Below are 24,383 nucleotides of genomic sequence, written 5' to 3' on the forward strand. Positions count from 1 at the left end.
TGATTATCAATTAAAATTTAATACTCAGGTTTATGCCGAAACTTCTTGTCGAGGGCACGCCAAATCCTTCCAATCCCTGGGCATTGCCGGCAATATAAGTCGACTCCGGATCGATATTGGCTGTTTTACGCCATAGAAGCAGCAGATTTCGCCCCACAAGGGACACGTTCACACCGGTAAACGGCGTTTCACTCAGCAGCCTTGAAGGAAAATTATAGCCCAGTACCAATTGCCTCAGTTTGACAAACGATGCGTCCTGTACAAATTCTTCCGTTATCTGGAAAAGCCTGGCGTAATAAGTGCGGATATCTTCCGGGGCAATATGATAAGTGAACGGATTCCCCTCTTCGTTTACACCGGAAATATCCAGCCCCGATTCCCGGCCTTCCAATGTGTTTTTGTGGAATCCCCGGGTATAACCGTAAGCATCGCTTGCCGCATAAATATGTCCTCCGGCTTTCATGTCGATCAGAAAATCCATATAGAAATTCTTATATGTAAAAGAGTTGTTCAGGCCCATTGTCATTGGACTGATACCGGTACCCAGCGGATATAACTCCGTTGTCCTTACAGGTCGTCCCGATGCGTCATACACCCGTACTCCCTGATCGTTAGTCTTGAATTTATACCCGTAGATCTGGCTGTAAGGCTCTCCGACAATATTGGCCAGGAAAGCGCTCTGTGTCCGGCTTTCGGCCATGGTAAGCGTTTTTATGTCTCCGGACAGGCGGATCACTTTGTTTTTGTTGTAGGCAAAATTGAGAGAAGCATTCCATTCGAAGTTGCGCCGCCTTATAATGCCTGAATTGATCAACAACTCAATGCCCTTATTGGTGACTTCACCGACATTGACCCTGGCAGAAGAGTAGCCGGATGCCCTGGATATTGTGGCGGACAATATATCGTTTTCCGTCTTTTTGCTGTAATAGGTGAAATCTATACCCAGCCGGTTGTTAAACAGCCTCACGTCGTATCCCAATTCGTATTCCGTACTCTTATAAGGTTTTAAATCGGTATTCGGTACCGTTGATTGTGATATATAACCTGCCGGTTGCCCCTGGTATCCTCCTCCCAGCAAACTGTAGCTTAGCGAGGTCTGGTAGGGGCTGTCGACTCCGCCACCCACCTGCGCTAAGGATAACCGTAATTTGCCGAAAGTCATCCAGTGGGGCATTTTAAACGTATCGGAGAATATCCAGCTTAGACTTGCGGAAGGGTACAAAACGCTTTTACCGTCGAGCGTGGAAAACCAGTCCTGCCTACCGGTCACGTTCAGGAAAAGATAATCTTTGTATGAAATTTCCGCGGAACCCAGGAGGGAGTTAACACCGTAATTACTTACACTGCTACCATAGCCTTGATTGGCGATATTGGACACATCATGAAAGAAAGGGATGTTAAAATCATTTCCCCCAATACTCGCATAGTCGTACTTGTGGCGCATGTAATTGCCGCCAACAAATCCGCTGAATTTATAATTGTTAAATTCACGATCCCATCCCAACATGACATCGGCGTTTTCCTCGCTGATCACGAATCTTTCTTCGGTCATTTGACCCCGGGGTATGTAACCGGTTCCATAGGGAGTGAGATAGGTTCTCGAATAATGATACCAGTCTCTCCCGATACGGCCCTGGAGATAGAGCCAGTCGGTGAAATCGTATTTTAAAACCATTGAGCCGATAATCCTGTTCCTTTTGCTGCTGCGCCTGTATTGATAGGCAACCCAATAGGGATTGTTCACATATACGTTCCCGTTGAACTGCAGTTCCGTTCCCTCTTCGTTTGCTCCGAATTTATCGGTTGTTCCCTTCAGTGTTTCGACATCGATACTGGGGGGTAGGGAAAAAAGCGTGTAGTTTACATTTCCGGGCGAATCCGATATTTCACTCCGGTGGCTTACGTTCTCGATGATGTAATCGACCTTTGCCGACGCGCTGAATTTTTTCCCATACTGCCCGTTCGCGTTTAGGCTGAAGTTCTTTCGGTCCATATTATTCTCCGGAACGATCCCCTTGTTTTCAAGGTCGGAAACGGTAAAACGAAACGCGTGCATCTCGTTTCCTCCGGTCAGGGTTAAGGTGTTGGTCCAGGTGGAACCGGTACGATAGAATTTTTTCAAATTGTTGCCGACGTAGGAATACGGCCTGGATACACCGTCGAATTGGATGACACTACTTCCGTCCAGTTTTGCCCCATAACTGTAAAGTCCGTAATCCAATGCTTCCGTTTGACTGGTCGGTTTTGCTCCGTTAAATCCATGTCCGTACTCTTTCTGGTAATCCGTAAAATCAATCATATTTTCCAGTACGTAGTTTGTAGAGAACTCAATACCAATCCCTTTCCTTTTCTGTCCTTTTTTAGTGGTGATCAGGATAACCCCGTTGGATGCCCGTGAACCGTAAAGGGCGGCTGCGGCGTTTCCCTTTAATATGCTGATATTTTCTACATCTTCTGGATTCATCAAACTGGACGTGCCATCCCCCCAATCACTGCCTCCCCATGTTCCGGGAACCCCCAATTGGGTATTGTCGATGGGGATACCATCAATAACGTACAACGGCTGGTTACTGGCCGACAACGAGGTGTTTCCCCTGATAAGGATTTGGCTTGAACCCGAAGCTCCCGTAGCGATGTTGCTGACATTTACCCCCGCTACTTTTCCGGCCAATGCGTCGGCAATGTTGATTTCCCTTGCCTGGATTAAATCGCTTCCCGATACTTCTGTAACTGAATAACCGAGCGCTTTTTTTCTTTTTTCGATCCCGAAACCGGTTACCACCACCTCTTCAAGGGCCTTTACATCTTCCTGTAAAACAATGTTGAAGCTCCTTTTTCCTGCCGTGGAAATATCTTGCGACAAATACCCTATATATGAAATATGAAGGATCGCATTTTCTTCTACACTCAACGTAAAATTTCCGTCTATATCGGTTATGGTACCGTTAGCGGTACCCTTTTCCAAAATATTGGCTCCTATAACCGGTACTCCTTGCTCATCAGTAATCTTTCCGGTGACCGTTTTTTTTTGTTGTTCGATCTCCTCTTTTTTTATTTCATTTTTTTCTATCGCCTTCAGCGAGGCGCTTTTATACACCGATACCTGCCGCTCCACCACGGTATATCCCAACTCCCTGTCTTTCAGAAGTTTTTCCAGAATTGCGGGGATGGATTCTTTATTGGCATGGAGGCTGGTTTTCTTATTGAGTTCGAGTTGCGCCTCATCAGTAATAAGAGACACATCGTCGCTGGTTTTCTCAATTTCTGAGATAGCCTTTTTGATGGTGACGTTTCTCAAATCTAACGAACGTTGCGTTTGCTGGGGATGCACATTCTCCCCCGTTAAAGAAAACAGACAGAAAAAAAATAATAAAGTTAAAACCTTCATGATTTTTAGAGCTCTGTTGCATTTTTTGGATACAATCAGGCTAAATTCAAATTTTTCTTTCATACATTTGTAATGAATGTTAGTCTACATAATTAATTAAGCGTTAGTTGTAGATTAATTATCGTATGATCGGGCAATGTGGCAGCATTGTCCGATTTTCTTTTCATTCGGTACTTCTCTCATAGGCAATTATTTTTCTACATGTGTTTCAAATAATGCTTGCCGGAATAAGGAACAGTCTTTTTTTCAGAAGCATTTATTTTTTAGTGATATGGATGATATTGTTTTCTCTTTGGTAAACAGTGGATGAGAGTACGGAAACGGAGGCCATGACGCTGTCCAAGTTGTTCGAAAGGAACAGTTTCCCGGAACAGGTCTTATCGTTCAGCTTTATCTCCGGACTGCTTTCGAATTGAACATTGTAATATCTCCCTATTCTCTTCAGTATTTCAGACATAGGCGTTCCGTTAAATTCCAATATACCTCTTGTCCAACTGATATATTCCGATACATTTACAGATTCCTTTGTCATGTCATCTCTCGTAATCTCTATTTTCTCGTTGGGCAGCAATTCGGCCGTAAGCCTGCCGGCCGTTTCTATTTTTACTTTTCCTTCCACCAATACGACAGTTTTTCTACTGTCATCATGGTAAGCCGAAATATTAAAGGAAGTACCCTGTACATAAATATCCATATCATGTGCATGTACAATAAACGGGATTTCCGGATTATGTGCAACATTGATAAAGATCTCACCATTCACGCGTATTTCTCTCCTACTTCCCGTAAATTCTGAGGGAAAATCGAGTTGAGTCCCTGAATTCAACCAAACCTCTGTTCCGTCAGAAAGGGTCAGATTTGTTCGTTTACCGTAAGGAACGACCAATTTATTGAACTCTGCTGTAGCCAACAACAATTCTTTCCGGGAATCAGTACTATCCGTTACCAGTGCTTTTCCATCTCCGGTGAGACCAATATGGGATTTGGGGGCGATATTAATTGTCTTTCCTCCCGAAATAAGGTGTATTTCCTCTCCGGGAAGCGCTTCTCCGACAATAATCTCAGTTTCAGAGTTACTGTTCGGTCCGGGATCTTCTTTACGGGTAACAAATAAGACAGACAAGGCACCTATTACCAAAACTGCGACTGCCGAACTAATTCTCTTCACCAATCTACGTCTCTTATGCCTCTGTATATCTACCCAAACAGCCTGGTAAATATTCTTTTTATCCTTCTCCGATAATTGATCCCGATTAATTTTTACCGTATCAAACTGTATTACTGCTTCATGGAACACTTTTTTCAGATGCGGGTGTCCGATCTGAAAAGAGTTCCAATATTCATCTAATTCCTTCGTTTGAAAGAGCCTCCATCTAATAAAATCTTCGTCATGAAGGAAGTCATGAACATCTTGAAACAGCCGGTTTTTATTATCCTCTTTATTATTCACAGTACCCCTTTTTATAGGGATGACGGATCTCTTTTATTTTCGTGGACATAAATAAATAAAAATCAAAAAAATTAACATTTTCAAGAATAAAAAAGAAATAATTTTATCGATTATTCCATAGAAATATACTAATTATATAGTGGTTATGGAAATATTATCACTGCTTGCTGTTACAAAAACCGCTGAGACAAAAACAGCAGGAACAATATGCTTAGTCCTTCCGGAAAATCTTCCTGGGAAACTTGTTGCCGAAGTTTTTCCATCGTCCGGTACAATAATTTACGAGCTGATTCTTCACGAATATTAAGGATGTCTGCTATTTCCTTATGTTCCAGCCCTATCATATATTTCAGATAAACCACTTCACGTTGGTTGGCCGTGAGTCCATCCAGGAGCGAGGAGACTTTTTCCTTTAATATTTTTGCCTTTTCACTGTCTATTATATTGTCCAGCACGGTTACATTTACAGTAAAAGATTCGGTAATGACATCGAGGGTTTCCTCCCTTATATTTTTTCTGGATAGATCTATCAAACGGTATTTGAACGATTTAAAAATATAAGCGGTGATATTTTTTATATGGCTTAAATTGTTCCTGGATATATAGAGTTTATAGAATATGTCCTGTATGGCGTCTTTACACGTCTCCTTTTGAAAACCCAGGCTGATTCCATATGAATACAAATCATCCACATGGCTGTTATAAATAAGGGAGAAAGAGGGTTCATCTCCCTTTTCCACAAAGTTCCTCCAATTTAAATCAATAGAGACCATTCAATTATATATACCCCTGATTTTCTTTACTTGGTATTCAGAAACAAATTAACGTCATTTTTTCTTTGTGGGCAAATTTTTTAATTGTAAATGAAGAGTAACAAAAACCGTACCCGGTAAAAATACCGGATACGGAAACATGTTTTTTAGTTATGGGGAACCGCACGACAAGTTCTTCAGCATCTCTGCCCGATAGACTGACGAAATCGTTTTTTAGGTCAGTAATTCATATTTACCGAAATACCGGCATAATAGAGTGCGCCATAAAGGGGAGCATAGATAAACGCCGCGTCATCGAGGTGTTTCTCGTCCTGCATATAGCTGAATATGTTTTTTGCCCCGGCATAGAGATTGAATAGTCCGAAACGCCTGGAGACCCGGGCATTGAAGGTCATATAAGGATCCGTCTTTTTGATCTTTGACTTTGCAGCCGTCTCGCTGATATAATCGATATACATTTTGCCCTGATAGATGCCGTATAGTGTGAACATCCAACTCTTCGGCGAATATTCCAGTTTTATGCTTCCGCTGGTGGACGGAAAGCGGGGAATGTAGCGGCTGATATCTGCGTATTCGGTTTCCGCCCAGTCTCCCCTGTTGTTATTATACTTTCCGCTATTCAAAGCAAAGTCTGCCCCCACATTCAGATTCCTGAAGGGATTCACCATTACCATCAACTCGATTCCTTTTACCACCGCATCGTCGATATTTTCCCATTGGTAGGTATACCCCAGTTTCTTCACCTCGTCGTCGGCATCCGCAAAATCGATCTTATTTTTCAGGAAGGTATAAAACAGGTTGGCGCTGACCTGGAAATGGTGGCCGTAATAATCGGCGGAGAAATTGGCGCTGCGTGATGTCTCGGCTTTCAGTTCGGATGATTTCCACACACGGGGAGAGCCGCTGCACAGGTGCAGGTCTTCCGAAAACCCGTAAGGCGCCCTGAAGCCCGTGCCGGCATTCGCCCGTAGGGTAATCTGTCTTGTCAATTGGTATTTTAGCGCCAGACGGGGATTAAAGCTTGTTTCATTAAATTTCGTTTTCGGGAAATCGCTGTCGAACACTTTTCGGTCGGAAGTATATTCTTCACCCGACGAATGATGATCGACACGCACACCCGGTACGAGCGTCAATCTGGGTGACACATTCCATTCGTCCTGGATATAGGCTCCCATTTCACGGGCATGTTTATGGGCTATGGATTGATAAGCATTGCCATAGTATTCACTGGCCTTGTCCACTACGGTGTACATCCCGGTTTCATTAAGGTTTGTGGTATAGTATTGTGCTCCAAGGATCAGGTTATGATTTTCGAGTCTCGAGGTAAAGCTGAGGGTCGATACCCAGGTGTTCTCTCTGGCGATATAGGGACGCATATCCAGCACGTTCGGCGTTTCCCCGTCGTGTGTGCCCATGTAATCGTTCAGGAAAGAATCGTTGGTCGCTTCCCTGTTATGATTGATATAAGCGGTGTTGAACTGTAATTCGGAACGCTGCCCAAGTGGTTTCATGTAGTTCATTTCTCCCTCATAACGGTGGGTGGTGATATTTTCAGTGCCGTCGGTAAACGGGTTTTTATAATAATCGTTGGTAATGGTACCTCCGGCCCGCTTTTCATTAATACCTTTTCCCCGGAAAATAAGTTTATCGTCTTTAAAGAAAGGATTATCCAGATAAAGGCTGAATCCCATATTGTGCAATTTCGATTCCACACGGTCGGTTACCCCGTCTTTCTGTTTCACCTCTTGCCGGGTATCACCCTCGCCCGTTTCGTCAATCACGCCGTGGTCGACCTTCTGCGCATATACGTTCAGACCTATATTGCCTTTATCATTGCGCATGGAAGAAGAGATATTATAGGCGTTGGTGCCATAGTTCCCGAACTGGATGTCGGCCGAGATGGAGGGGATGGCCGACGGTTCGCGCGTAATAATATTGATAGCCCCGGCCACGGCGCTGCTCCCGTAAAGGGCGGAGCCCGCCCCTTTCACGATCTCGATCCGGTCCACATCGCCCGTTCCGATCTGCTCAAGCCCATACACACTGGCCAAACCGGAGTAGATCGGTTGTCCGTTTATCTGCACTTGAGTATGTTCGGCCCCCAGTCCCTGCATACGTACCATGGAGAAATTACAGAACTGACACTGGTTCTCCACCCTGAGACCCGGAATCGCTTCCAGCGCCTCAAAAATATTCTGGGCGTTCTTTGCCCTCAGCGACTGCGAAGTAACCACCTCGGTGCGGACAGGCACATTCTTCACGTAGTGGGGTGTACGCGTTCCGGTGACCACCACCTGTTCCAGGTTGAACATGTCTTCTTCCAGTTCAAAACGGATTTCGGTATTTTTTCCGGATTCAACCGTCACATTGACCTCCTGCGGTTTATACCCCACATATTGGGCCACAATGGTCTGTTTCCCTTCCGGAATATTTCTCACCACAAATGTACCGTCGGAACGGGAGGATGTTCCTTGTGATGTTCCTTTTACGAAAATGGTGACGGATGGTAACCCTTCTCCGTTTTTCTTATCCTGCACGTATCCCGAGAGCGTTCCCTCACTTTTTTGTGCTTGTGAAAAAGCGTCGGACACATACCACAGCATAAGTGACAATAAAAATAAATAGGTAGTTTTCATCCTGTTATGTTATTTACTATGTATAATACCTAAAAAAGCACGCAAAATTACCAGTAATTATAAATCGTATCAATACCCAATAGTTATAAATTTTCAGAAAAAAATAGTCATATTTGGTCATTGCTATATCTGATAGAATCATATTACTTTGCAAAACATTCTAAAATCAATAACGCAGCATGAACGTCATGGCATCCAAGAGAACAAATATATTGTCTTGTATCTTGGTTCATGACTCTTGGCTCTAAAATTTAATCGTATGAAGTCAATCGCCATTATTTACGGTTCAAGTACCGGTAACACCAAATACGCGGCTCAATTAGTCGCTGAAAAGCTGGCCGGTTATTCACCAGTCTTGAAAGATCTTGCCGACATCTCGTCTGAGGAGCTTCTGGAGCCCGATGTGCTTATTCTGGGTGCTTCCACTTGGAGCATAGGGGAATTGCAGGATGACTGGGACACATTCTTCCCGCAGATCGGCAAGCTTGATCTGAAGGGTAAGACCGTGGCCTTTTTCGGTCAAGGGGACGCGGAAGGGTATCCCGACACTTTTGTAAATGCGCTGGGTATCCTTTACGATGAGTTCGCCAAGACAGGCTGTACTTTTGTGGGAGAAGTATCCACAGAAGGATATGCGTTTGATGATTCCCACGCTCTCAGGAACGGCGTTTTCGTGGGATTACCGCTGGATGAGGATAACGAAAGCGACAAAACAGACAGCAGGGTTGAGGCTTGGGTGAATTCACTGAAACCGTATTTGGATTGATCTTTTTATGATGATGGTATTCGCCGGATATTCCGGTAAGAATCATAAGAAAAGATCGACGGACACAAGTCCCCATAAAGGACTCTTCTCTCTTTTAAATTATCAATCGTGTTCTACACTATCAAACAGTGGGTTGTCTATGCAACTCACTGTTTTTTTGATTCACATTTTGGTGTTCCAATGATTTCTCCGCAACAATTATTTTTGCCATGCCCGGTACACTACAGTAAAAACCGCGTAACAACAATTTGTCACACGGTTTTTTATTATCTGTCACGCAACTCATGCTGCGTTTCACACTGCTTATCGTATATGGTTTCGTATTACTTACTCCGCACTTTCGTGGCTGAAATAAATGCCATTGGCAAGTTGAATTGTTGATATTCCTGTTGTACTATTAGTATAAGTGGTCTTCGTTCCAATAACCGTCAGTTTGTCTCCCACTATAATGCCCTTGGCTGCTAACAAGCCTTTTCTAAAATCGCCGGTTGCACCATAACCCGGATAACAGCCGTACACGTAAATCTCACTGCCGCCGTCTTTCAAATAAAGATTACCGTAGTCCTGATTAGCAATTGATGTAATGGCACCTGTCACCATATAGTAATCTTTGCTGGAATCAGGTTTAGTCAGCACCTCGGCAATGGTAACAGCAGTTACAGGGATAACGCTCTCCAAAACGGCACCACCAACTTGAGGATTTCCATTATATGCGGCACGTCTGCCGACAATGGTGATGATGTCGCCCACTTTCAATCCTTTACTTTGGAAATCCTGAATACCATACACATACGCTTCACCAGAGAAATCCCTCAGGTATAAATTACCATAGGTAGCATGGGCAATACTGGTGATCACTCCTGTCAGACGATATTGCGTGTTACCAACCGCAGCCGCGAGAAATTCTGCCACAGTTGCTTTCACAATCGCACCTTTTTGACTGAGCGTTGTCTCTGTAGTATACTCTTTAGAACCATCCGTAGTACGGAATATGATGGTAGTGTTACGGTCTCCGCCGGTATTGGCAGCGGCTTTGAATTTCACAACAGCATTTGTTCCCGCCTGTTGGATAGACGAAATTGACAACCAGGATTCGGCATCTTCAGGAATTTCCACCGACACGCCTTGCCCTTTGCAGGTAAGGTATGCTGTGAACTCACCCCCTTCGAGAGGAAGCACCTCGTTTTCAACAGAATCAACTTTTACCAGTGATTTGTTGATATTGATCACCCTCACTTTTACCAACTCTATAACTGAACCATAGGTAAGTTTTGGTCCTTCAACAGTTACCTCGTCTCCCATTTCAAGACCAAGACTCAGGAAGTTTTTTTCCTCGTTATTCGCATCAAGCGTACCGTATATATACAAGGAACCGGTTTCATCCGTCAAATACCAGTTGCCATAGACAGTATTTGAAATTGCAGTGCAAACACCCGTAACACGGAAAGTTTTTCCATCGGGGCCGCCAATCACGTCAGCGACAGTGGCTTCGGTTACTCCCAGCAGACCTTGGATAATGTTAATTCTCTGCGTATTACCACCACAATTAAGTAAAACCTCCGCAGCCCGGCCATCTATGGTAGATGGAGCAGAAAATGTAAGTTCTGTCTCACCGGCGCTTCCGGTAGCTGAAGAGATCGTCAGCCATTTAACCGAATCTTTCTCGGTAATTACTTTCTTTGCCGTCCAGCTGTCCTGTGCCGTCACGGTAATGGTTGTAGAACCGCCTCCTTCAGGAATAGCCACGTATGACGACGATACCTGAATTTCTTTAAGCAACGTCACAGCCTCTTTATCGTCACAACTTGTCATCAGGGCAATTGTCGCGATGAATAATGGGAATAAGTATTTTAATTTCATATTGTCTTCACTTTTAATTAGTTGAACATATATTTGATACCAATTGAAGCATACCAGCACTGACCCAATGAATAGCTTGGTGTGAATGTTTTGGTATCGCCATTGATTGAAGCGGGTGTAGAGAATGTAGCCACACCGTCAGCATCCACACCTTCATATTTCAGGATACGCGCTTCCGAACCAATTGCCGGATTCAAATATTTAGCCACGCCCCAACTGGAATTGAACAGATTCATCACATTTTTGATATCAAAGCTCAGTTGCAGCTTATGTGTATCTCTACCTGCATTCACCACAAAATCATGCTTGTAGCTAAAGTCGACACGATGTACCCAGGGAGAGTAAACGCTATAAGCCTCTGCATATTTGCCTTGCCGGTTTTTCAAATAACTGTTGCCATGCACATAGTCCATAAAACGGGTTTTGTCGTCTTCCGACACAAAGCGGAATTGATTGTTTTCCACTTCAGCGTCAGTGGGGACATAGATTGCATCGTAATTGTAACCGTCACTATTGATATCGTTCACCATCATGTATGAGTAGTTTGCTCCACCACGCCATCCTTCATAGACAAAGCTATAGTGATTACCGCTCTTGTCGTGGGTAGTAAGCGAAGCCACAATACGGTCGGGTGTGGTGTATTGGGAATTGTGCAACTTGATGTGGTTGGGGCCTTCTACCGTAGGAACGTATGTAAATGCGGATTCAGCATTCGATCCGGGCATACCGGTCACATCTTTGGCAACCGTGTGTGTATAGGCAGCCATCACGCTGATCCATTCTGCCGGTTGGGCATTGAAAGTGATGTTGCCTGACCAGCCATAACCACGGCTTGTGTTTTCCAACATAAATGCCGCTTTGTTGACACGATAACCATCGGGATAAATCGGGCGGTTGTCCACACCGTTGAAACGGGCAAAACCACCTACTGAGGGGGTACTCCAGTCAGACATACAAACACCGTTGATGGTTTTGTTGAAGATCCCTTCCACCGTAAAGGAGGAGGGAAAAGGTGTGGGTAATGCATAGTCAAGAGCAAGCGACGTTTTCCATACCTGTGGCATTTTGAAGTTTTGATCTACAGCCGCAATAGCTGAAGGAACGGTTCCGTCTTCGGGTGATATGGCCATAGGATAACCCAACGAGGCCAGTTTGTCATAAAGAGCGGCAATAGTGGCTTTACCGTTGGCATCGGTTACCAGGCCGCCGGCAAATGTATTCATTGAGAAACCTCTCCTTGCAGCTTCCGCGGCATTTATTTGTGCCTGATATTGCACCATTCCGCTGTTGGTAGGCATATTGGTGAAGAATACAAGCGGCAAATTACCTGAGAAAAGACCGGTACCGCCACGCACTTTCAGGCTCTTGTCCCCAAAAGTATCCCATACAAACCCTACACGGGGAGAGAATATGAGACTTGCTGAAGGCCATTTACCGGTGTCGATATGACGGCCAAAATAATCTATATCGTAGATCGCTTTGTTTGTCATCAAGTCAGCATTGTTGAAGAAAAGTCCATCAATACGAAGGCCGTATGAAAGTTTGAATTTTTCGCTGATACTCCAATCGTCTTGTGCATATACTCCAATTTTGTTACTTCTCACCCGAGCCACAGGATTTTTTTCTCCGTCATAACCATACGTCAGGTTCACAATTTCAGGTACCCCCCCGTTTAAAAAGTCGTCAAGACTTCTGTAGCGATAATATCCGGTACCGTTACGCATATAAGCATTATCTGCCATCTTGTATTCATATGCGACACCTCCCACGACTTTGTGGTTGCCCAGGTAATAGGTCAATTCATCCTTGATGTTCAGTACATTGTTGTGGACACCGTTATTCCAGGTAAAAAGCTCATACCCCAAAGAGATATAGGACTGATCATCTTTCAAAATGTCGATGAACGGGAATTCTGCAGAATTCGTCCCGCGAATATCGTCCAATTTTGAGAATGTTGCCAGGAACTGGTTGGAAAGGTTGTCTGACAACCGGCTGTTCAGGTCGAACGAGAATGAATGCACGAGGTTGTCCATTGAATACATCGAATTTGCAAATGACATTGAGGCTTGTGACATTCTGGCCTCCGACATACGTGTACCCCCATCCATTGAAGTGGCATTGGGAGATCTCCATGAAACATTTTTTGTATAGTTATAACGCAAAGCCAGACGATGTTTGTTTGTGATATTCCAATCCAAACGGGCAAGAAGTTTGCGATTACTCTCATCTGCCGGGAAGTTCGTGTAAGATCCCGTTTCATATCCATATTCACTTCGCACAAAATCAGAAACCCTCTTGAGGTCGCTTTCTGTTGTACGGGAGATATAATTGTCAGGATCGGCCACACCATTCGCGGAAGGTTTCCAACGATTGGCTATAGTGGGTATTTTAGCCATTTCAGCGTTGACGAAGAAGAACAATTTGCTTTTGATAATGGGACCACCTATGGTGAAACCGTAGGCGGTATTACGGTCCTTTTCACGCACGTCTTTTTCGACCAGTTGACCCCTAACGGCATTACCGCGCATATTTTCATTTCTATGAAAAACGTAAGCGCTGGCTTTAAAGGTATTTGTACCCGATTTTGTAATAGCGTTTACGCCACCACCAATAAAGTTTGTCTGACGGACATCGTATGGCGCGATAACGACTTGCAATTCTTCGATCGCTTCAAGGGAGATGGGGTTACCTCCACCAGGCAGAGCGGCACTCAAACCAAAGTTATTGTTGAAATTAGCTCCATCCACAGTAAAGTTTGCCGTACGACCATCTGTACCGGCAAAGCTCATACCATTGCCTCCATAAGGTGAAAGGCGGGTAACATCCATAATACTACGGCTTACCGTAGGCAAATTAACTATCTGGCTGTTTGTGATATTCGTCACTGCTCCGGTTTTCTCATTGGAGAATTTTGTGCGGGTTGCCGTTACCACAACTTCGTCCAATGATGTTGCTTCTTCGGAGAGTAGGGCATTCAACACATAGTTTTCACCCAGGCTCAACGTAATGTTGTCTGTGGCGTGAGTTCCATATCCAATGTAAGAAATTTCCACGGAATAAGGTCCACCCACACGCATGCCGTTTAGGTTGTAGCGGCCCTCCATATTGGTAATCGTCCCGTAAGTCGTTCCTGAAGGTTGATGTGTGGCAATCACCGTCGCACCGATCACGGCCCCGTCAGCATCTGTGACACGTCCGCTCATACTGGAGGTAGTCACCTGGGCCTGCATCACAGTAGCAATCATTAAAGTAAGAGCTACAGCTAAAAACTTCAATTTCTTTACCATAAATTCAATCTTTTAATTGTCAATCGTATTTTTAATTAAACTAAATGTCATAGCCTATATATTGCGCAAAAGTACGATAATTTTATCTAAAAACTGTTACATTTTTGTTACTTTATTTATCTTTTTTCAGGTTGGATCAGAATTAAAATTATCCAGTTAAAACAATGTAAAAAGAGACATAAGGAAGTAAGAATTGGCACAAAAGCACTCTTTAAATATTTCTATGACAAAAAACAAGGCGGATAACCTCCAATTTTCATTTTCGGTCATCCGCCTTCATAGCGTATCAATATAATCTATTCCGAGATTACATCATGCCGCCCATTCCGCCTCCGCCCATCGGCATCTGCGGTGCAGGGTTCTCTTCTTTTTTATCGGTGATCACACATTCGGTTGTGAGGAACATGCCGGCGATGGAAGCCGCATTTTCCAGAGCGACACGGGTCACTTTCGCCGGGTCGATCACACCCGTCTCGTAGAGATTCTCATATTGGTCGGTGCGGGCATTGTAACCGAAATCGACTTTACCCTCACGCACTTTCTGCACAACCACGGCACCTTCTTTTCCGGCATTCGACACTATCTGACGCAGCGGCTCCTCGATAGCACGTTTCACGATCTCGATACCGGTGGTTTCATCTTCGTTCTCACCTTTGAGGCCTTCGAGGGTCTCAATAGCACGCACATAAGCCACACCACCTCCGGGAACGGTTCCTTCTTCCACGGCAGCACGGGTAGCTGACAAGGCATCCTGCACACGGTCTTTCTTCTCTTTCATCTCCACTTCAGAAGGCGCACCCACGTAAAGCACCGCCACACCGCCGGCCAGTTTAGCCAGGCGTTCCTGCAGTTTTTCACGATCGTAATCGGATGTGGTCTTCTCGATCTGCGCGCGGATCTGCCCGATACGGTTGTTGATGGCTTCTTTTTCGCCCACACCGTTGACAATGGTAGTGGTATCTTTGTCGATAGTCACTTTTTCAGCGCTACCCAGCATATCGAGCGAAGCATTTTCCAAAGTAAGACCTTTTTCTTCGGAGATCACCACGCCACCGGTGAGGATGGCAATGTCTTCCAACATCTCTTTTCTGCGGTCTCCAAATCCGGGTGCTTTTACCGCAGCCACCTTCAATGATCCGCGCAGGCGGTTTACCACCAATGTAGTAAGCGCTTCCGAGTCGATATCTTCGGCGATGATCAACAGCGGTTTTCCGGTTTGGATCCCTTTTTCCAGAATGGGAAGAAGGTCCTTGATGGCAGAGATCTTTTTGTCATGGATAAGGATCAGTGGATTTTCGAAATCTACCTCCATCGCTTCGGTGTCGGTCACAAAATAGGGGGAGATATATCCGCGGTCGAACTGCATGCCTTCCACCACGTCTACATAAGTGTCGGTACCTTTCGACTCTTCCACGGTGATCACGCCTTCTTTGCTTACTTTCTGCATGGCTTCGGCAATCAGTTTACCGATGGTTTCATCACCGTTCGCGGAAATTTTGGCAACGTTCTCGATTTTCTTCAGGTCATTCCCTACTTCAACGGCCTGGCTTTTCAGGTTTTCCACCACAGTAGCGACAGCTTTGTCAATACCACGTTTCAGGTCCATAGGATTAGCGCCTGCAGTCACGTTTTTGAGTCCCACACCGATAATGGATTGTGCCAGCACGGTAGCGGTGGTCGTTCCGTCTCCGGCATCGTCGTTGGTTTTAGACGCGACCTCTTTCACCAACTGTGCTCCCATGTTCTGGAAAGCATCTTCCAATTCGATCTCTTTTGCCACGGTCACACCGTCTTTGGTGATTTGGGGCGCGCCGTATTTTTTGTCGAGAATGACGTTACGGCCTTTGGGCCCCAATGTTACTTTAACGGCATCTGCCAATGCGTCCACGCCTTTTTTCAGAAGGTCACGCGCATCCATTTCAAATTTAATTTCTTTAGCCATTTTATTTCGATTATTTGTTGTTGGTTTTAATTAGATTGATTTAGATTGATTCAGATTGGTTCAGACTAATGCAATTAAAATTTCTCAATTTCTCCATTCAATTTCCTCAATCCCTGCTTCAATCTTTTTATTTATCCGATGATTGCTAAAATGTCAGACTGACGCATAATCAGGTATTGTACTCCATCGATTTCAATTTCAGTGCCTGCATATTTTCCATAAAGCACTTTGTCGCCTTGTTTGACGACCATCTCTTCGTCTTTTGTACCTTTTCCCACAGCTACCACTTCACCTTTCAGCGGTTTTTCCTTTGCCGTATCGGGGATGATGATTCCACTCACTGTCTTTTCTTCTGCAGCTGCCGGTTTTACCAGCACTCTGTCTGCCAATGGTTTAATGTTCATACTACTAAAATTGATGTTAATATAATTAATGTTAGTTATCTAATTGACATTACCTCCACAGCGAATTCTGTGCCAAATTTATTCAAATCCCTTTTCTGCCAAAAAAAACATTGACAGGAAGGGAAACTGACAAATTTCCTGCCAAAATTTCAGTCCTCCTCCCATGCAAAAATGCAGGAATGAAAAACCCTTTCACCAAAGTGAGAATATTTCGAGCGTTTCTTGTACCTTTGCAGGGTTATATCAGGTGAAAAATTGGGAAAGAAGAAGAAACAAAAGTTTCAACGCATTTTTTGAGCGGAAAAAACATTGTGAAATGCTTTATTTTAAAGAAAATGAAAAAAATATTCCTATTTCTATTTATTGTCATAGTATTTACCGTACAGGGACAGCCTTACACGCGTATCGTGTCGCTGGCGCCCTCATTTACACAGAGTATCTATTATCTGGAAGCGCAGGACAATCTTATAGGATGTACAAGCTATTGCATGGCAGCGAAGGAAGATAACAAGGAGATCGTATCTTCAGCAGTAAAAGCGAACGTGGAAAAGATCATCAGCCTGAAACCCGACTTGGTACTGGCTTCCGGCTTGACCAATCCAAAAGATATAGAATTACTGAAGAAGATGGGGATAAAAGTAGAGATCATCCCCACTCCTCAATCTTTCCGGGAAATATGTAACCAGTTTATCCAGATGGGTAAGTTGGTCGGCAAAACCGAAAAAGCCAATACGCTGATAAAAGAAAGCGAACGTAGCATCCAGCAAATAACAGAAAAGAACAAAAACAAAACTACGCGGAAGATGTTTTTCCAAATCGGAGCCAATCCGCTGTTTGCCGTCACGTCCAATACATTCATGGATGACTATATGACGTTCCTCGGCATCGAAAATATCTCAAAAAAACTGACACAAGGCGCTGTCACGCGGGAATTCGTTATCGCTAATAATCCCGATTATATTTTCATTGCCACCATGGGTATCGTAGGAGAAGAAGAACTGAAAGCATGGAGCAGGTATTCCAGTCTCAAAGCAGCCCGGAATAAACAAATATATATCATCGAGTCCGACATAGCCTGCCAGCCGACTCCAATCACTTTTGCACAGACAATCGTGTTGATGGATCAGTTGATGTCGAGAACCGGGAACTGAGAACCGGGAACTGAGAACCGGGAACTGGGAACTGAGAACTGAGAACTGGGAACTGGGAACTGGAAACTGGGAACTAAGAACTGAGAACTAAGAACTGAGAACTAAGAACTGAGAACTAAGATAGATTCATCTATGAAAAATTTAGGGTTAATACATATATATACCGGTGACGGGAAGGGCAAGACAACCTCGGCTGTGGGATTGGCTGCACGTGCTTTGGGTAGTGGATTCAAAGTCTGCTACTGCTCGTTTCACAAACGTCCCGAAAAATATGGCTATGCTGAAATGGAAAGCCTCAAAAAACTTGGCGCGACAGTTTTAAACTTTGCCAAAGGGCATCCCCATCTGGATAAAAGCATCGACGAAGATCAAATCAAGAACGAAGTTCCGGAAGCTATCCAAACGATTAGAGAGATATTGACCACGGAACATTATGATCTGCTTATCTTGGACGAAATACTTATTTCCGTCCGAGATCAATACCTAGACGAATCCATATTACTCGATTTTATAAAATCCAAACCGGCCAATATGGAACTCGTAATGACAGGCAGGGCCGCCACAGATAACGTGATGGAACTGGCTGATTACGTCACGTTCTGTAAAAAGCTGAAACATCCTTACGACCGGAAAATACGTAGTCGGAAAGGGATTGAGTATTGAACGCCGACAGAATTCTTTCCGAAATATCTGTTAAGCAACCAAGGAATGGGACAAAAACAATGGATCTGGGGTTTATATGTCCTGCTACTTCTGGCAGGGCTCATAGTCGCATCCATCCTGTCGCTGGGAATGGGTGAAATTTCAATACGAATCGGCGACCTGCCGCGTATTTTTTCCGAAAAGGAGAGTATGGAATACGGCGTATTGGCCTACATCCGTATCCCCCGCACATTACTTGGCCTGGCCATCGGCGGGAGCCTCAGCCTGGCCGGAGCCATATTACAGGGGATTTACCGGAATCCTTTGGTGGAACCATATACGCTTGGGATCTCAGGCGGCGCCTCGTTGGGTATCACCTTTGCCATTGTGTCCGGACTTCATCTGCTCAATATCCTGTTCCTGCCGTTGGCCGGATTTATCGGCTCTTTTGCGACCATCTTCCTTGTATATACCCTCAGCCTTGGAAGAGGCGGACTCAGTGTCAACCGGATGTTACTGATCGGTGTGATGATCAGCTTTATCGCTTCTTCACTAATGATGTTTCTCATGTCCATCACTTCCACCGACAATATCCATGGTATTGTTTTCTGGATGATGGGGTCGCTCAACGAAACGAACAGCACTATGATCACGGTGATGATTGCCCTTTCTCTCTTCTGCCTGATCGTTTCATACCTGTTCGTAATGCCGCTCAATGCACTTCGACTGGGAGAGGAAAAAGCCAGGCACCTCGGATTTAATGCAAACAGTGTGATCCGTATCCTGTTCATCATCACGTCACTGCTTACCGGGGCATGCATTGCCGTGGCAGGGGTCATCGGATTCGTGGGACTGGTGATCCCGCACATCGTACGCCTATGGGTAGGTACCGATTATCGCATACTGCTCATCTCCTCTTTTCTGAGCGGCGGCATATTCCTGATCCTGTGTGATGTGATTGCACGTACTATCATCTCGCCCAATGAGCTGCCTATCGGAGTAATTACCGGCATTGTCGGCGGCGCGGCCTTTATCGTTTTATTGAGTAACTCAAGACGGAAAGAAATCAGACGATATGATGATTAATTGACGTGATGATGTGATGATTGAAAAAAAGATTGAAGAAGATAGATGAAGATTGAAGGAGATTGAAGAATTTATGTGAATTCTTTCTTACTTCTTTAATTTTTCACTTTTCACTTTTCATTTTTCATTTTTCACTCTTAATTTTTCACTCTTAATTTTTCATTTTTCACTTTTAATTCATAACTCATAATTAATAGAATGCCTCCTTTCCTCGACATACAAAACCTCTCCTGCGGATATAGCAGCGGTTTCAGGATACACGACATCAACCTGTCGCTCACCGAAGGGTCGTTTGCGGGTATCATCGGTCCCAACGGATCCGGGAAAACCACCTTGTTCAGGGGGATCTCCGGAGCATTGCCTTTAAAGGAGGGGTATATCCAGCTTGAGGGAACCGATCTGTCGAGACTTACATGGAGGGAGAAAGCGCGAAAGCTCGCCATCGTCTCCCAATTCTCCGAAACGGCAGAACTATCTGTAGAGGAATATGTGCTGATGGGAAGACTACCCTATCGTCAACCATTCCAGTTCTTCGACAGGAAAGAAGATATCGAGATAGCGCATCACTACATGCATTTGACCAACACCTATCGCCTGCGCAACAAGTCAATGACAGAATTGAGCGGCGGTGAGCGACAAATGGCCAATATTGCTTGTGCCCTTTCGCAACACCCCCGCCTGTTACTCCTGGATGAACCCACATCACACCTCGACATCACCCATCAGATGCAATTCATGAACCTGATCCAAAGGCTGAACGAAGAGATGAAATTAAGCGTGATGATGATCATACACGACCTCTCCCTTGCCGCCGAATATTGCGACTTCCTGCTGATGATGAAAAACGGGACAACCTTTTGCCAGGGAGCCCCCGAAGAGGTGATGACCTATGAACATATCGAAAATGTGTACAACACGGTGGTGATCGTGAAAACCAATCCCATATCCGGCAAACCGGTAGTCTTTCCCGTTTCCGAACAGAGGTTACGCAATGGAAAAAAATAAATTATTCCACCAAACAAACCGATCTCCGAATAAACTCTTCAATATTTCATTTCCAAATTCCAAATAAAAACAGTACTTTTGCACCGCTTTTCGGGTATAAAGGAATTCGGTAGTTTGCCTGTACGCAAAGAAGCCGAAGCTGTACCCGCAGCCGTATGTTCTCTATGGCTAGACTATTCCAGATGTTTTGGAAATAGTTTCGCTGACAAGGTTCTCCGACGCGGAAAACGCGAAAGTCACTGTCCCGGTAATCGGGGTGGGAAGGCAACGGATAACCGGGAACGAGCCGGAAGACCTGCCTGAAAGCATCAACCATCCAAGCTTTCGGGATAAAAGCAGCGTTGAGACTATTTCCGATTTCCCCTATTTCCCACCAATCGGAATTTCACAACACACTCTCCCTTGAAAGTTTATGGTTCAAACAAATGTTTAACTGTAAATTTTTTCAACAATGAACAAGAAATTTTTATCGGGCATCATTGCCCTGTTTTTTGCAGGCACTTGCCTCTATGCGCAGGATTCCGCCGAACAGTCCTATGACCTGGACGAAGTGGTGGTCACCGCCACCCGTATGGGGCTTCCATTAAAGAGCGTCCCTCAGAAAGTAGAGATCATCGACAGTAAAAAAATAGCCACCGTACAGGCCGACAATGCTGCCGACCTATTGAAACGGACGGTAAACCTCGATATCATACAATATCCGGGAGCCTCCTCGGCCGTGGGTATGCGCGGCTTCGCACCTTCCGCCCACAATCGCAATTACACGTTGGTACTGATTGACGGCAAACCGGCCGGGACAACCAACCTGACATCCATACCAACCGATTTTATCGAGATGGTAGAAGTAGTGAAAGGACCCTACTCAGTGCTCTATGGATCGGACGCAATGGGTGGCGTGATCAATATCATCACACGCAAACCCGGTGATAGCCGGACTGGCAATATCAGCCTCAGCGCCGGAAACTTCGGGCAGACCAACTTCAACGGATACGCATCGGGAGGCGTTTCCGATAACGTTTCTTTAGCACTCGGCTTTTCGAGGAAAGCACAGGATAAAGATTATCGTATCGGGAAAAAGAATCTGATTTCTTTGTCGGAAAAAGAGGAATTGATCCTCGACAAAAAATCGTATGGCGACATCATGACCAACAGCCAATACCAGATCAACCAATTCATGGGGAAATTGAATGTCGGGTTCAATGACCTCTGGAGTGCCGATCTGTCAGGCATATTCGTCACTTCAAACGATATTGAAACGCCCGGCAATTACTGGCATTCATACGGTTTGAGCAAGAAAGATTTCGACCGTACCAATACAATGCTCGATATCCAACGGAAAACATTCAACAATACATTGCTTATCTCACCCTATTATTCCGTATACAACGAGAGCAATTACGACAACAATACGGAGGAGGGGTTTATCAACTCCAAAGAATCGGTCAAGCAGTATGGGTTAAAACTGAGTAATACGCACATCTGGGGCGACTTTCAACTGATCGGGGGGATCGACTTGGATGCGCTGAATGTTTCGTCCGAACGATTTTCGGATAAATTAACGCCTACAAATCCTTACCGTCCGGATCATAACAGCCTTGCCTCATCCGCATTTGTGCAGGGCGCGTATACTAAGGGAGATCTTTTTGTCAACGCAGGTATCCGCTATAACTACACGAAATTCACCCTCGAAGCCGATGATTTTCTGGGCAATGAAAAGAAGAGCACCGATTATTCCAACCTCAACCCTTCGGTGGGTATTAAATACTTCCTCACACCGATGCTGAATATCCATGCCAGTGCAGGAAACGCGTTTTACGTTCCGGACGCCTATAAAACAGCCGGGAGGTATCAGGTTGGAAACACACAATATAGAGGGAATGAAAACCTGAAAGCGGAAACATCCACCTCATTCGATTTCGGCATCAATATGTCTAATAATGAATGGCTTAACTTAGATGTGACCTATTTTCATGCGTTCTACAAGAATAAAATCGTGAATGATAAGAAGACCGATAAGGCAACCAACGAAAAGTATACTACTTATGCAAACGCCGATAAAGGCCGTATGAACGGTTTGGAGATCATGTTCTCTTCCGATATCGCCAAAGCGCATGGATCACGGTACAGCCTTGAGCTATATGCCGCTTTTACCCACCTGTTCAATAATAAGTTCGATGAAACAACGGATAAAGATACGCCCGCCCAAAAAACGCTGACCAAAGATATGTTATATGTCCGTCGTAACACCGGGAATTTCGGAATCACATTCGACACCCACAATGGTTTTGTAACCCGCCTGAATGCCCGCTATATCGGGAAACGGCTCGAAAACGACTGGATGGCATGGGATAATCTTCGCCCCGATATAAAACCGGAGGATTACTACATCAAAGGCGACTATGAAACAACCGATCAGGTTCTTCAGCATTCGGCACATCTGGTCTTTGATTATTCCGCTTACTATAATGTAACCCCGAAAGCACGTGTCGGGATATCAGTCTCCAACCTGCTCGATGAAAATTACACCGAAAAAGACGGATACAATATGCCGGGACGCAGTATTATGGGATCGTTCAGCTATTCGTTCTGAAATCAGAAATTGGGAACTGGGAACTGAGAACTTAGAACTTAGAACTTAGAACTTAGAACTGGGAACTAAGAACTGGGAAACCTGTTTTTGTTAGACAAGCCCAAGATTCCTTAATTTTGAGCGTATGCTAAAATCAACAGTTCGGTATTTTTTACTCAAAAGGACCTATAACTGATTGACTATCAGCGTCAAACAGGATCTCACCACAATTGATTGATTATGTGGTTATTAAATAAAAATTTACCGAACAATTAAGAATGAGCCAGAAAAAATATGGAAACAATGAAACAAAAATTAGCAACCATCTTTTTGGCAACTGCATTTGCGGTGGGCATATACGCCCAGGAGCAAAAGGTAACGCTAGAGATTGATTACGGCGGCAAGAAAGCCAACGAAACACACCAGATAAACTGGTTCGAAGGGATAACCGCAATGACCGCCCTACAATCTTGTGCTACAGTTGAATCTTATCCGGTAAAAGAGTATATCTTTGTAACTACCATTAACGGTATAAAAACCGAAAGGACCGTGATGGCATGGTATTACACCGTAAACGGACAGAGTACGGGTAAGTTGGCGTTCCGTTATAACGTAAAACCCGGCGATACCGTACGATGGGTCTACAAAACGGATGTTTGTTCAAAACCGGATACAGTAGAATAATGCGGGAGATCATTTTCATCACAGGGGGACAACGGTCGGGTAAAAGCCGGTTTGCCCAAGAGTTGGCGGAAGAGTATTCCGCCAACCCGTTATATCTGGCTACAGCCCGTCGCTGGGATGATGATTTCGAGCTGCGTATCCGCCGTCATCAGGCTGACCGGGGTGAGCAATGGGAAACCGTCGAGGAGGATAAACGGCTGAGTTCGCTCTCCCTTGCCGGACGGACGGTACTGCTCGACTGCATCACACTGTGGCTAACCAATATCTTTCACGATAACAGCTACAACCTCGATGCCGCACTGGAAGAGGCAAAGTCGGAATGGAACGGTTTCATTCAGCAGGATTTCCGGCTGATCGTCGTCAGCAACGAAATCGGAATGGGGCTTCATGCTCCCGATGAAGCTTCGCGCCATTTCACCGATCTGCAGGGATGGATCAACCAGCATATTGCCGCATCGGCCGATAAGGCATACGTTATGCTCTCGGGGATTCCTTGGCAACTGAAGTGAAGAAAGTGGAAAGAAGGAAAGGTTCTTAAGTGCTTAGCTTGGATGATAATTCCCCGAATTTACCCATTCTCAACTTCTTAGTTCTAAGTTCTTAGTTCTAAGTTCTAAGTTCCCAGTTCTTAGTTTCTAAGTTCTTAGTTCTAAATTCTTAGTTCTAAATTCTTAGTTCTAAATTCTTAGTTCTAAATTCTTAGTTCTAAATTCTAACTTCCCTGTTCTCAGTTCTAACTT

The 24,383-nt window shown here is 44.6% G+C and carries 16 protein-coding genes and 1 riboswitch; of the genes, 8 read left to right on the forward strand and 8 right to left on the reverse strand.

All coding sequences use genetic code 11. From position 1 onward, the window contains the following. Window positions 1–10: 10 nt before the first annotated feature. The 4 genes from D7D25_RS06625 to D7D25_RS06640 form a co-directional block, all read right to left on the reverse strand. Window positions 11–3,388, reverse strand: coding sequence for a SusC/RagA family TonB-linked outer membrane protein (locus D7D25_RS06625; RefSeq protein ID WP_158602558.1), 3,378 nt, complete (start codon window positions 3,386–3,388; stop codon window positions 11–13). A 256-nt stretch (window positions 3,389–3,644) separates the two neighbouring features. Beyond that, the gene (locus D7D25_RS06630; protein ID WP_122968195.1) at window positions 3,645–4,838 is read right to left on the reverse strand and encodes a FecR family protein; all 1,194 of its coding nucleotides are present in this window, start codon (window positions 4,836–4,838) and stop codon (window positions 3,645–3,647) included. Window positions 4,839–5,008: 170 nt separating this feature from the next. Then, window positions 5,009–5,578: an RNA polymerase sigma factor gene (locus tag D7D25_RS06635; protein WP_255417217.1), complete on the reverse strand. Its 570-nt coding sequence runs from the start codon at window positions 5,576–5,578 to the stop codon at window positions 5,009–5,011. A gap of 251 nt (window positions 5,579–5,829) precedes the next feature. Continuing rightward, window positions 5,830–8,247, reverse strand: coding sequence for a TonB-dependent receptor (locus D7D25_RS06640; RefSeq protein WP_185140229.1), 2,418 nt, complete (start codon window positions 8,245–8,247; stop codon window positions 5,830–5,832). 259 nt (window positions 8,248–8,506) lie between these two features. On the opposite strand from D7D25_RS06640, the gene fldA reads away from it, so the two are divergent. Beyond that, window positions 8,507–9,013, forward strand: a complete 507-nt coding sequence (fldA, locus tag D7D25_RS06645) for a flavodoxin FldA (protein WP_122968198.1) — start codon at window positions 8,507–8,509, stop codon at window positions 9,011–9,013. Window positions 9,014–9,340: 327 nt separating this feature from the next. Here fldA and D7D25_RS06650 read toward each other — a convergent pair whose 3' ends face one another. The 4 genes from D7D25_RS06650 to D7D25_RS06665 all read right to left on the reverse strand — a co-directional run bounded on the left by D7D25_RS06650 (window position 9,341) and on the right by D7D25_RS06665 (window position 16,506). Then, window positions 9,341–10,825 (reverse strand): BACON domain-containing protein, encoded by a 1,485-nt coding sequence (locus tag D7D25_RS06650; RefSeq protein WP_370453840.1) that lies wholly within the window; start codon window positions 10,823–10,825, stop codon window positions 9,341–9,343. 65 nt (window positions 10,826–10,890) lie between these two features. Continuing rightward, the gene (locus D7D25_RS06655; protein ID WP_122968200.1) at window positions 10,891–14,160 is read right to left on the reverse strand and encodes a carboxypeptidase regulatory-like domain-containing protein; all 3,270 of its coding nucleotides are present in this window, start codon (window positions 14,158–14,160) and stop codon (window positions 10,891–10,893) included. 307 nt (window positions 14,161–14,467) lie between these two features. Further along, on the reverse strand, window positions 14,468–16,102 hold the full coding sequence (groL, locus tag D7D25_RS06660) for a chaperonin GroEL (RefSeq protein WP_122968201.1): 1,635 nt from the start codon (window positions 16,100–16,102) through the stop codon (window positions 14,468–14,470). 131 nt (window positions 16,103–16,233) lie between these two features. Then, window positions 16,234–16,506, reverse strand: a complete 273-nt coding sequence (locus tag D7D25_RS06665) for a co-chaperone GroES (protein WP_122968202.1) — start codon at window positions 16,504–16,506, stop codon at window positions 16,234–16,236. A gap of 335 nt (window positions 16,507–16,841) precedes the next feature. Between D7D25_RS06665 and D7D25_RS06670 the strand changes: the two genes are divergently transcribed. The 7 genes from D7D25_RS06670 to D7D25_RS06700 all read left to right on the forward strand — a co-directional run bounded on the left by D7D25_RS06670 (window position 16,842) and on the right by D7D25_RS06700 (window position 24,152). Then, the gene (locus tag D7D25_RS06670; RefSeq protein WP_122968203.1) at window positions 16,842–17,657 is read left to right on the forward strand and encodes an ABC transporter substrate-binding protein; all 816 of its coding nucleotides are present in this window, start codon (window positions 16,842–16,844) and stop codon (window positions 17,655–17,657) included. A gap of 132 nt (window positions 17,658–17,789) precedes the next feature. After that, entirely contained in the window at window positions 17,790–18,320 is a 531-nt protein-coding gene (locus tag D7D25_RS06675; RefSeq protein WP_122968204.1) for a cob(I)yrinic acid a,c-diamide adenosyltransferase, read from the forward strand. Between the two features lie 45 nt (window positions 18,321–18,365). Beyond that, the gene (locus D7D25_RS06680; RefSeq protein WP_185140230.1) at window positions 18,366–19,385 is read left to right on the forward strand and encodes an iron ABC transporter permease; all 1,020 of its coding nucleotides are present in this window, start codon (window positions 18,366–18,368) and stop codon (window positions 19,383–19,385) included. Window positions 19,386–19,583: 198 nt separating this feature from the next. After that, window positions 19,584–20,390 carry an ABC transporter ATP-binding protein gene (locus tag D7D25_RS06685; RefSeq protein ID WP_122968206.1) on the forward strand — a complete coding sequence of 269 codons (807 nt, stop codon included), beginning with the start codon at window positions 19,584–19,586 and terminating at the stop codon, window positions 20,388–20,390. Window positions 20,391–20,451: 61 nt separating this feature from the next. After that, a riboswitch (cobalamin riboswitch) is annotated at window positions 20,452–20,708 on the forward strand. A 133-nt stretch (window positions 20,709–20,841) separates the two neighbouring features. Next, window positions 20,842–22,980 (forward strand): TonB-dependent siderophore receptor, encoded by a 2,139-nt coding sequence (locus tag D7D25_RS06690; protein ID WP_122968207.1) that lies wholly within the window; start codon window positions 20,842–20,844, stop codon window positions 22,978–22,980. A 282-nt stretch (window positions 22,981–23,262) separates the two neighbouring features. Continuing rightward, window positions 23,263–23,643, forward strand: coding sequence for a DUF4430 domain-containing protein (locus D7D25_RS06695; RefSeq protein ID WP_158602559.1), 381 nt, complete (start codon window positions 23,263–23,265; stop codon window positions 23,641–23,643). Next, a complete protein-coding gene (locus tag D7D25_RS06700; RefSeq protein WP_122968209.1) occupies window positions 23,643–24,152 on the forward strand; it encodes a bifunctional adenosylcobinamide kinase/adenosylcobinamide-phosphate guanylyltransferase in 510 nt (169 codons plus the stop codon). Before D7D25_RS06695 ends, D7D25_RS06700 begins: the two co-directional genes overlap by 1 nt. Window positions 24,153–24,383 lie beyond the last annotated feature (231 nt).

The sequence above is a fragment of the Proteiniphilum sp. X52 genome (assembly GCF_003712195.1).
In the GTDB taxonomy this organism is placed as follows: Bacteria; Bacteroidota; Bacteroidia; order Bacteroidales; family Dysgonomonadaceae; genus Proteiniphilum.

What these genes read in the sequence shown, in the direction of transcription:
- D7D25_RS06700 (WP_122968209.1), top strand. Translation starts at nt 23,643, where the DNA reads ATGCGGGAGATCATTTTCATCACAGGGGGACAACGGTCGGGTAAAAGC.
- D7D25_RS06640 (WP_185140229.1), bottom strand. Translation starts at nt 8,247, where the DNA reads ATGAAAACTACCTATTTATTTTTATTGTCACTTATGCTGTGGTATGTG.
- D7D25_RS06680 (WP_185140230.1), top strand. Translation starts at nt 18,366, where the DNA reads ATGGGACAAAAACAATGGATCTGGGGTTTATATGTCCTGCTACTTCTG.
- fldA (WP_122968198.1), top strand. Translation starts at nt 8,507, where the DNA reads ATGAAGTCAATCGCCATTATTTACGGTTCAAGTACCGGTAACACCAAA.
- D7D25_RS06650 (WP_370453840.1), bottom strand. Translation starts at nt 10,825, where the DNA reads ATGACAAGTTGTGACGATAAAGAGGCTGTGACGTTGCTTAAAGAAATT.
- D7D25_RS06685 (WP_122968206.1), top strand. Translation starts at nt 19,584, where the DNA reads ATGCCTCCTTTCCTCGACATACAAAACCTCTCCTGCGGATATAGCAGC.
- D7D25_RS06655 (WP_122968200.1), bottom strand. Translation starts at nt 14,160, where the DNA reads ATGGTAAAGAAATTGAAGTTTTTAGCTGTAGCTCTTACTTTAATGATT.
- groL (WP_122968201.1), bottom strand. Translation starts at nt 16,102, where the DNA reads ATGGCTAAAGAAATTAAATTTGAAATGGATGCGCGTGACCTTCTGAAA.
- D7D25_RS06690 (WP_122968207.1), top strand. Translation starts at nt 20,842, where the DNA reads ATGAACAAGAAATTTTTATCGGGCATCATTGCCCTGTTTTTTGCAGGC.
- D7D25_RS06675 (WP_122968204.1), top strand. Translation starts at nt 17,790, where the DNA reads ATGAAAAATTTAGGGTTAATACATATATATACCGGTGACGGGAAGGGC.
- D7D25_RS06625 (WP_158602558.1), bottom strand. Translation starts at nt 3,388, where the DNA reads ATGAAGGTTTTAACTTTATTATTTTTTTTCTGTCTGTTTTCTTTAACG.
- D7D25_RS06665 (WP_122968202.1), bottom strand. Translation starts at nt 16,506, where the DNA reads ATGAACATTAAACCATTGGCAGACAGAGTGCTGGTAAAACCGGCAGCT.
- D7D25_RS06670 (WP_122968203.1), top strand. Translation starts at nt 16,842, where the DNA reads ATGAAAAAAATATTCCTATTTCTATTTATTGTCATAGTATTTACCGTA.
- D7D25_RS06695 (WP_158602559.1), top strand. Translation starts at nt 23,263, where the DNA reads ATGAAACAAAAATTAGCAACCATCTTTTTGGCAACTGCATTTGCGGTG.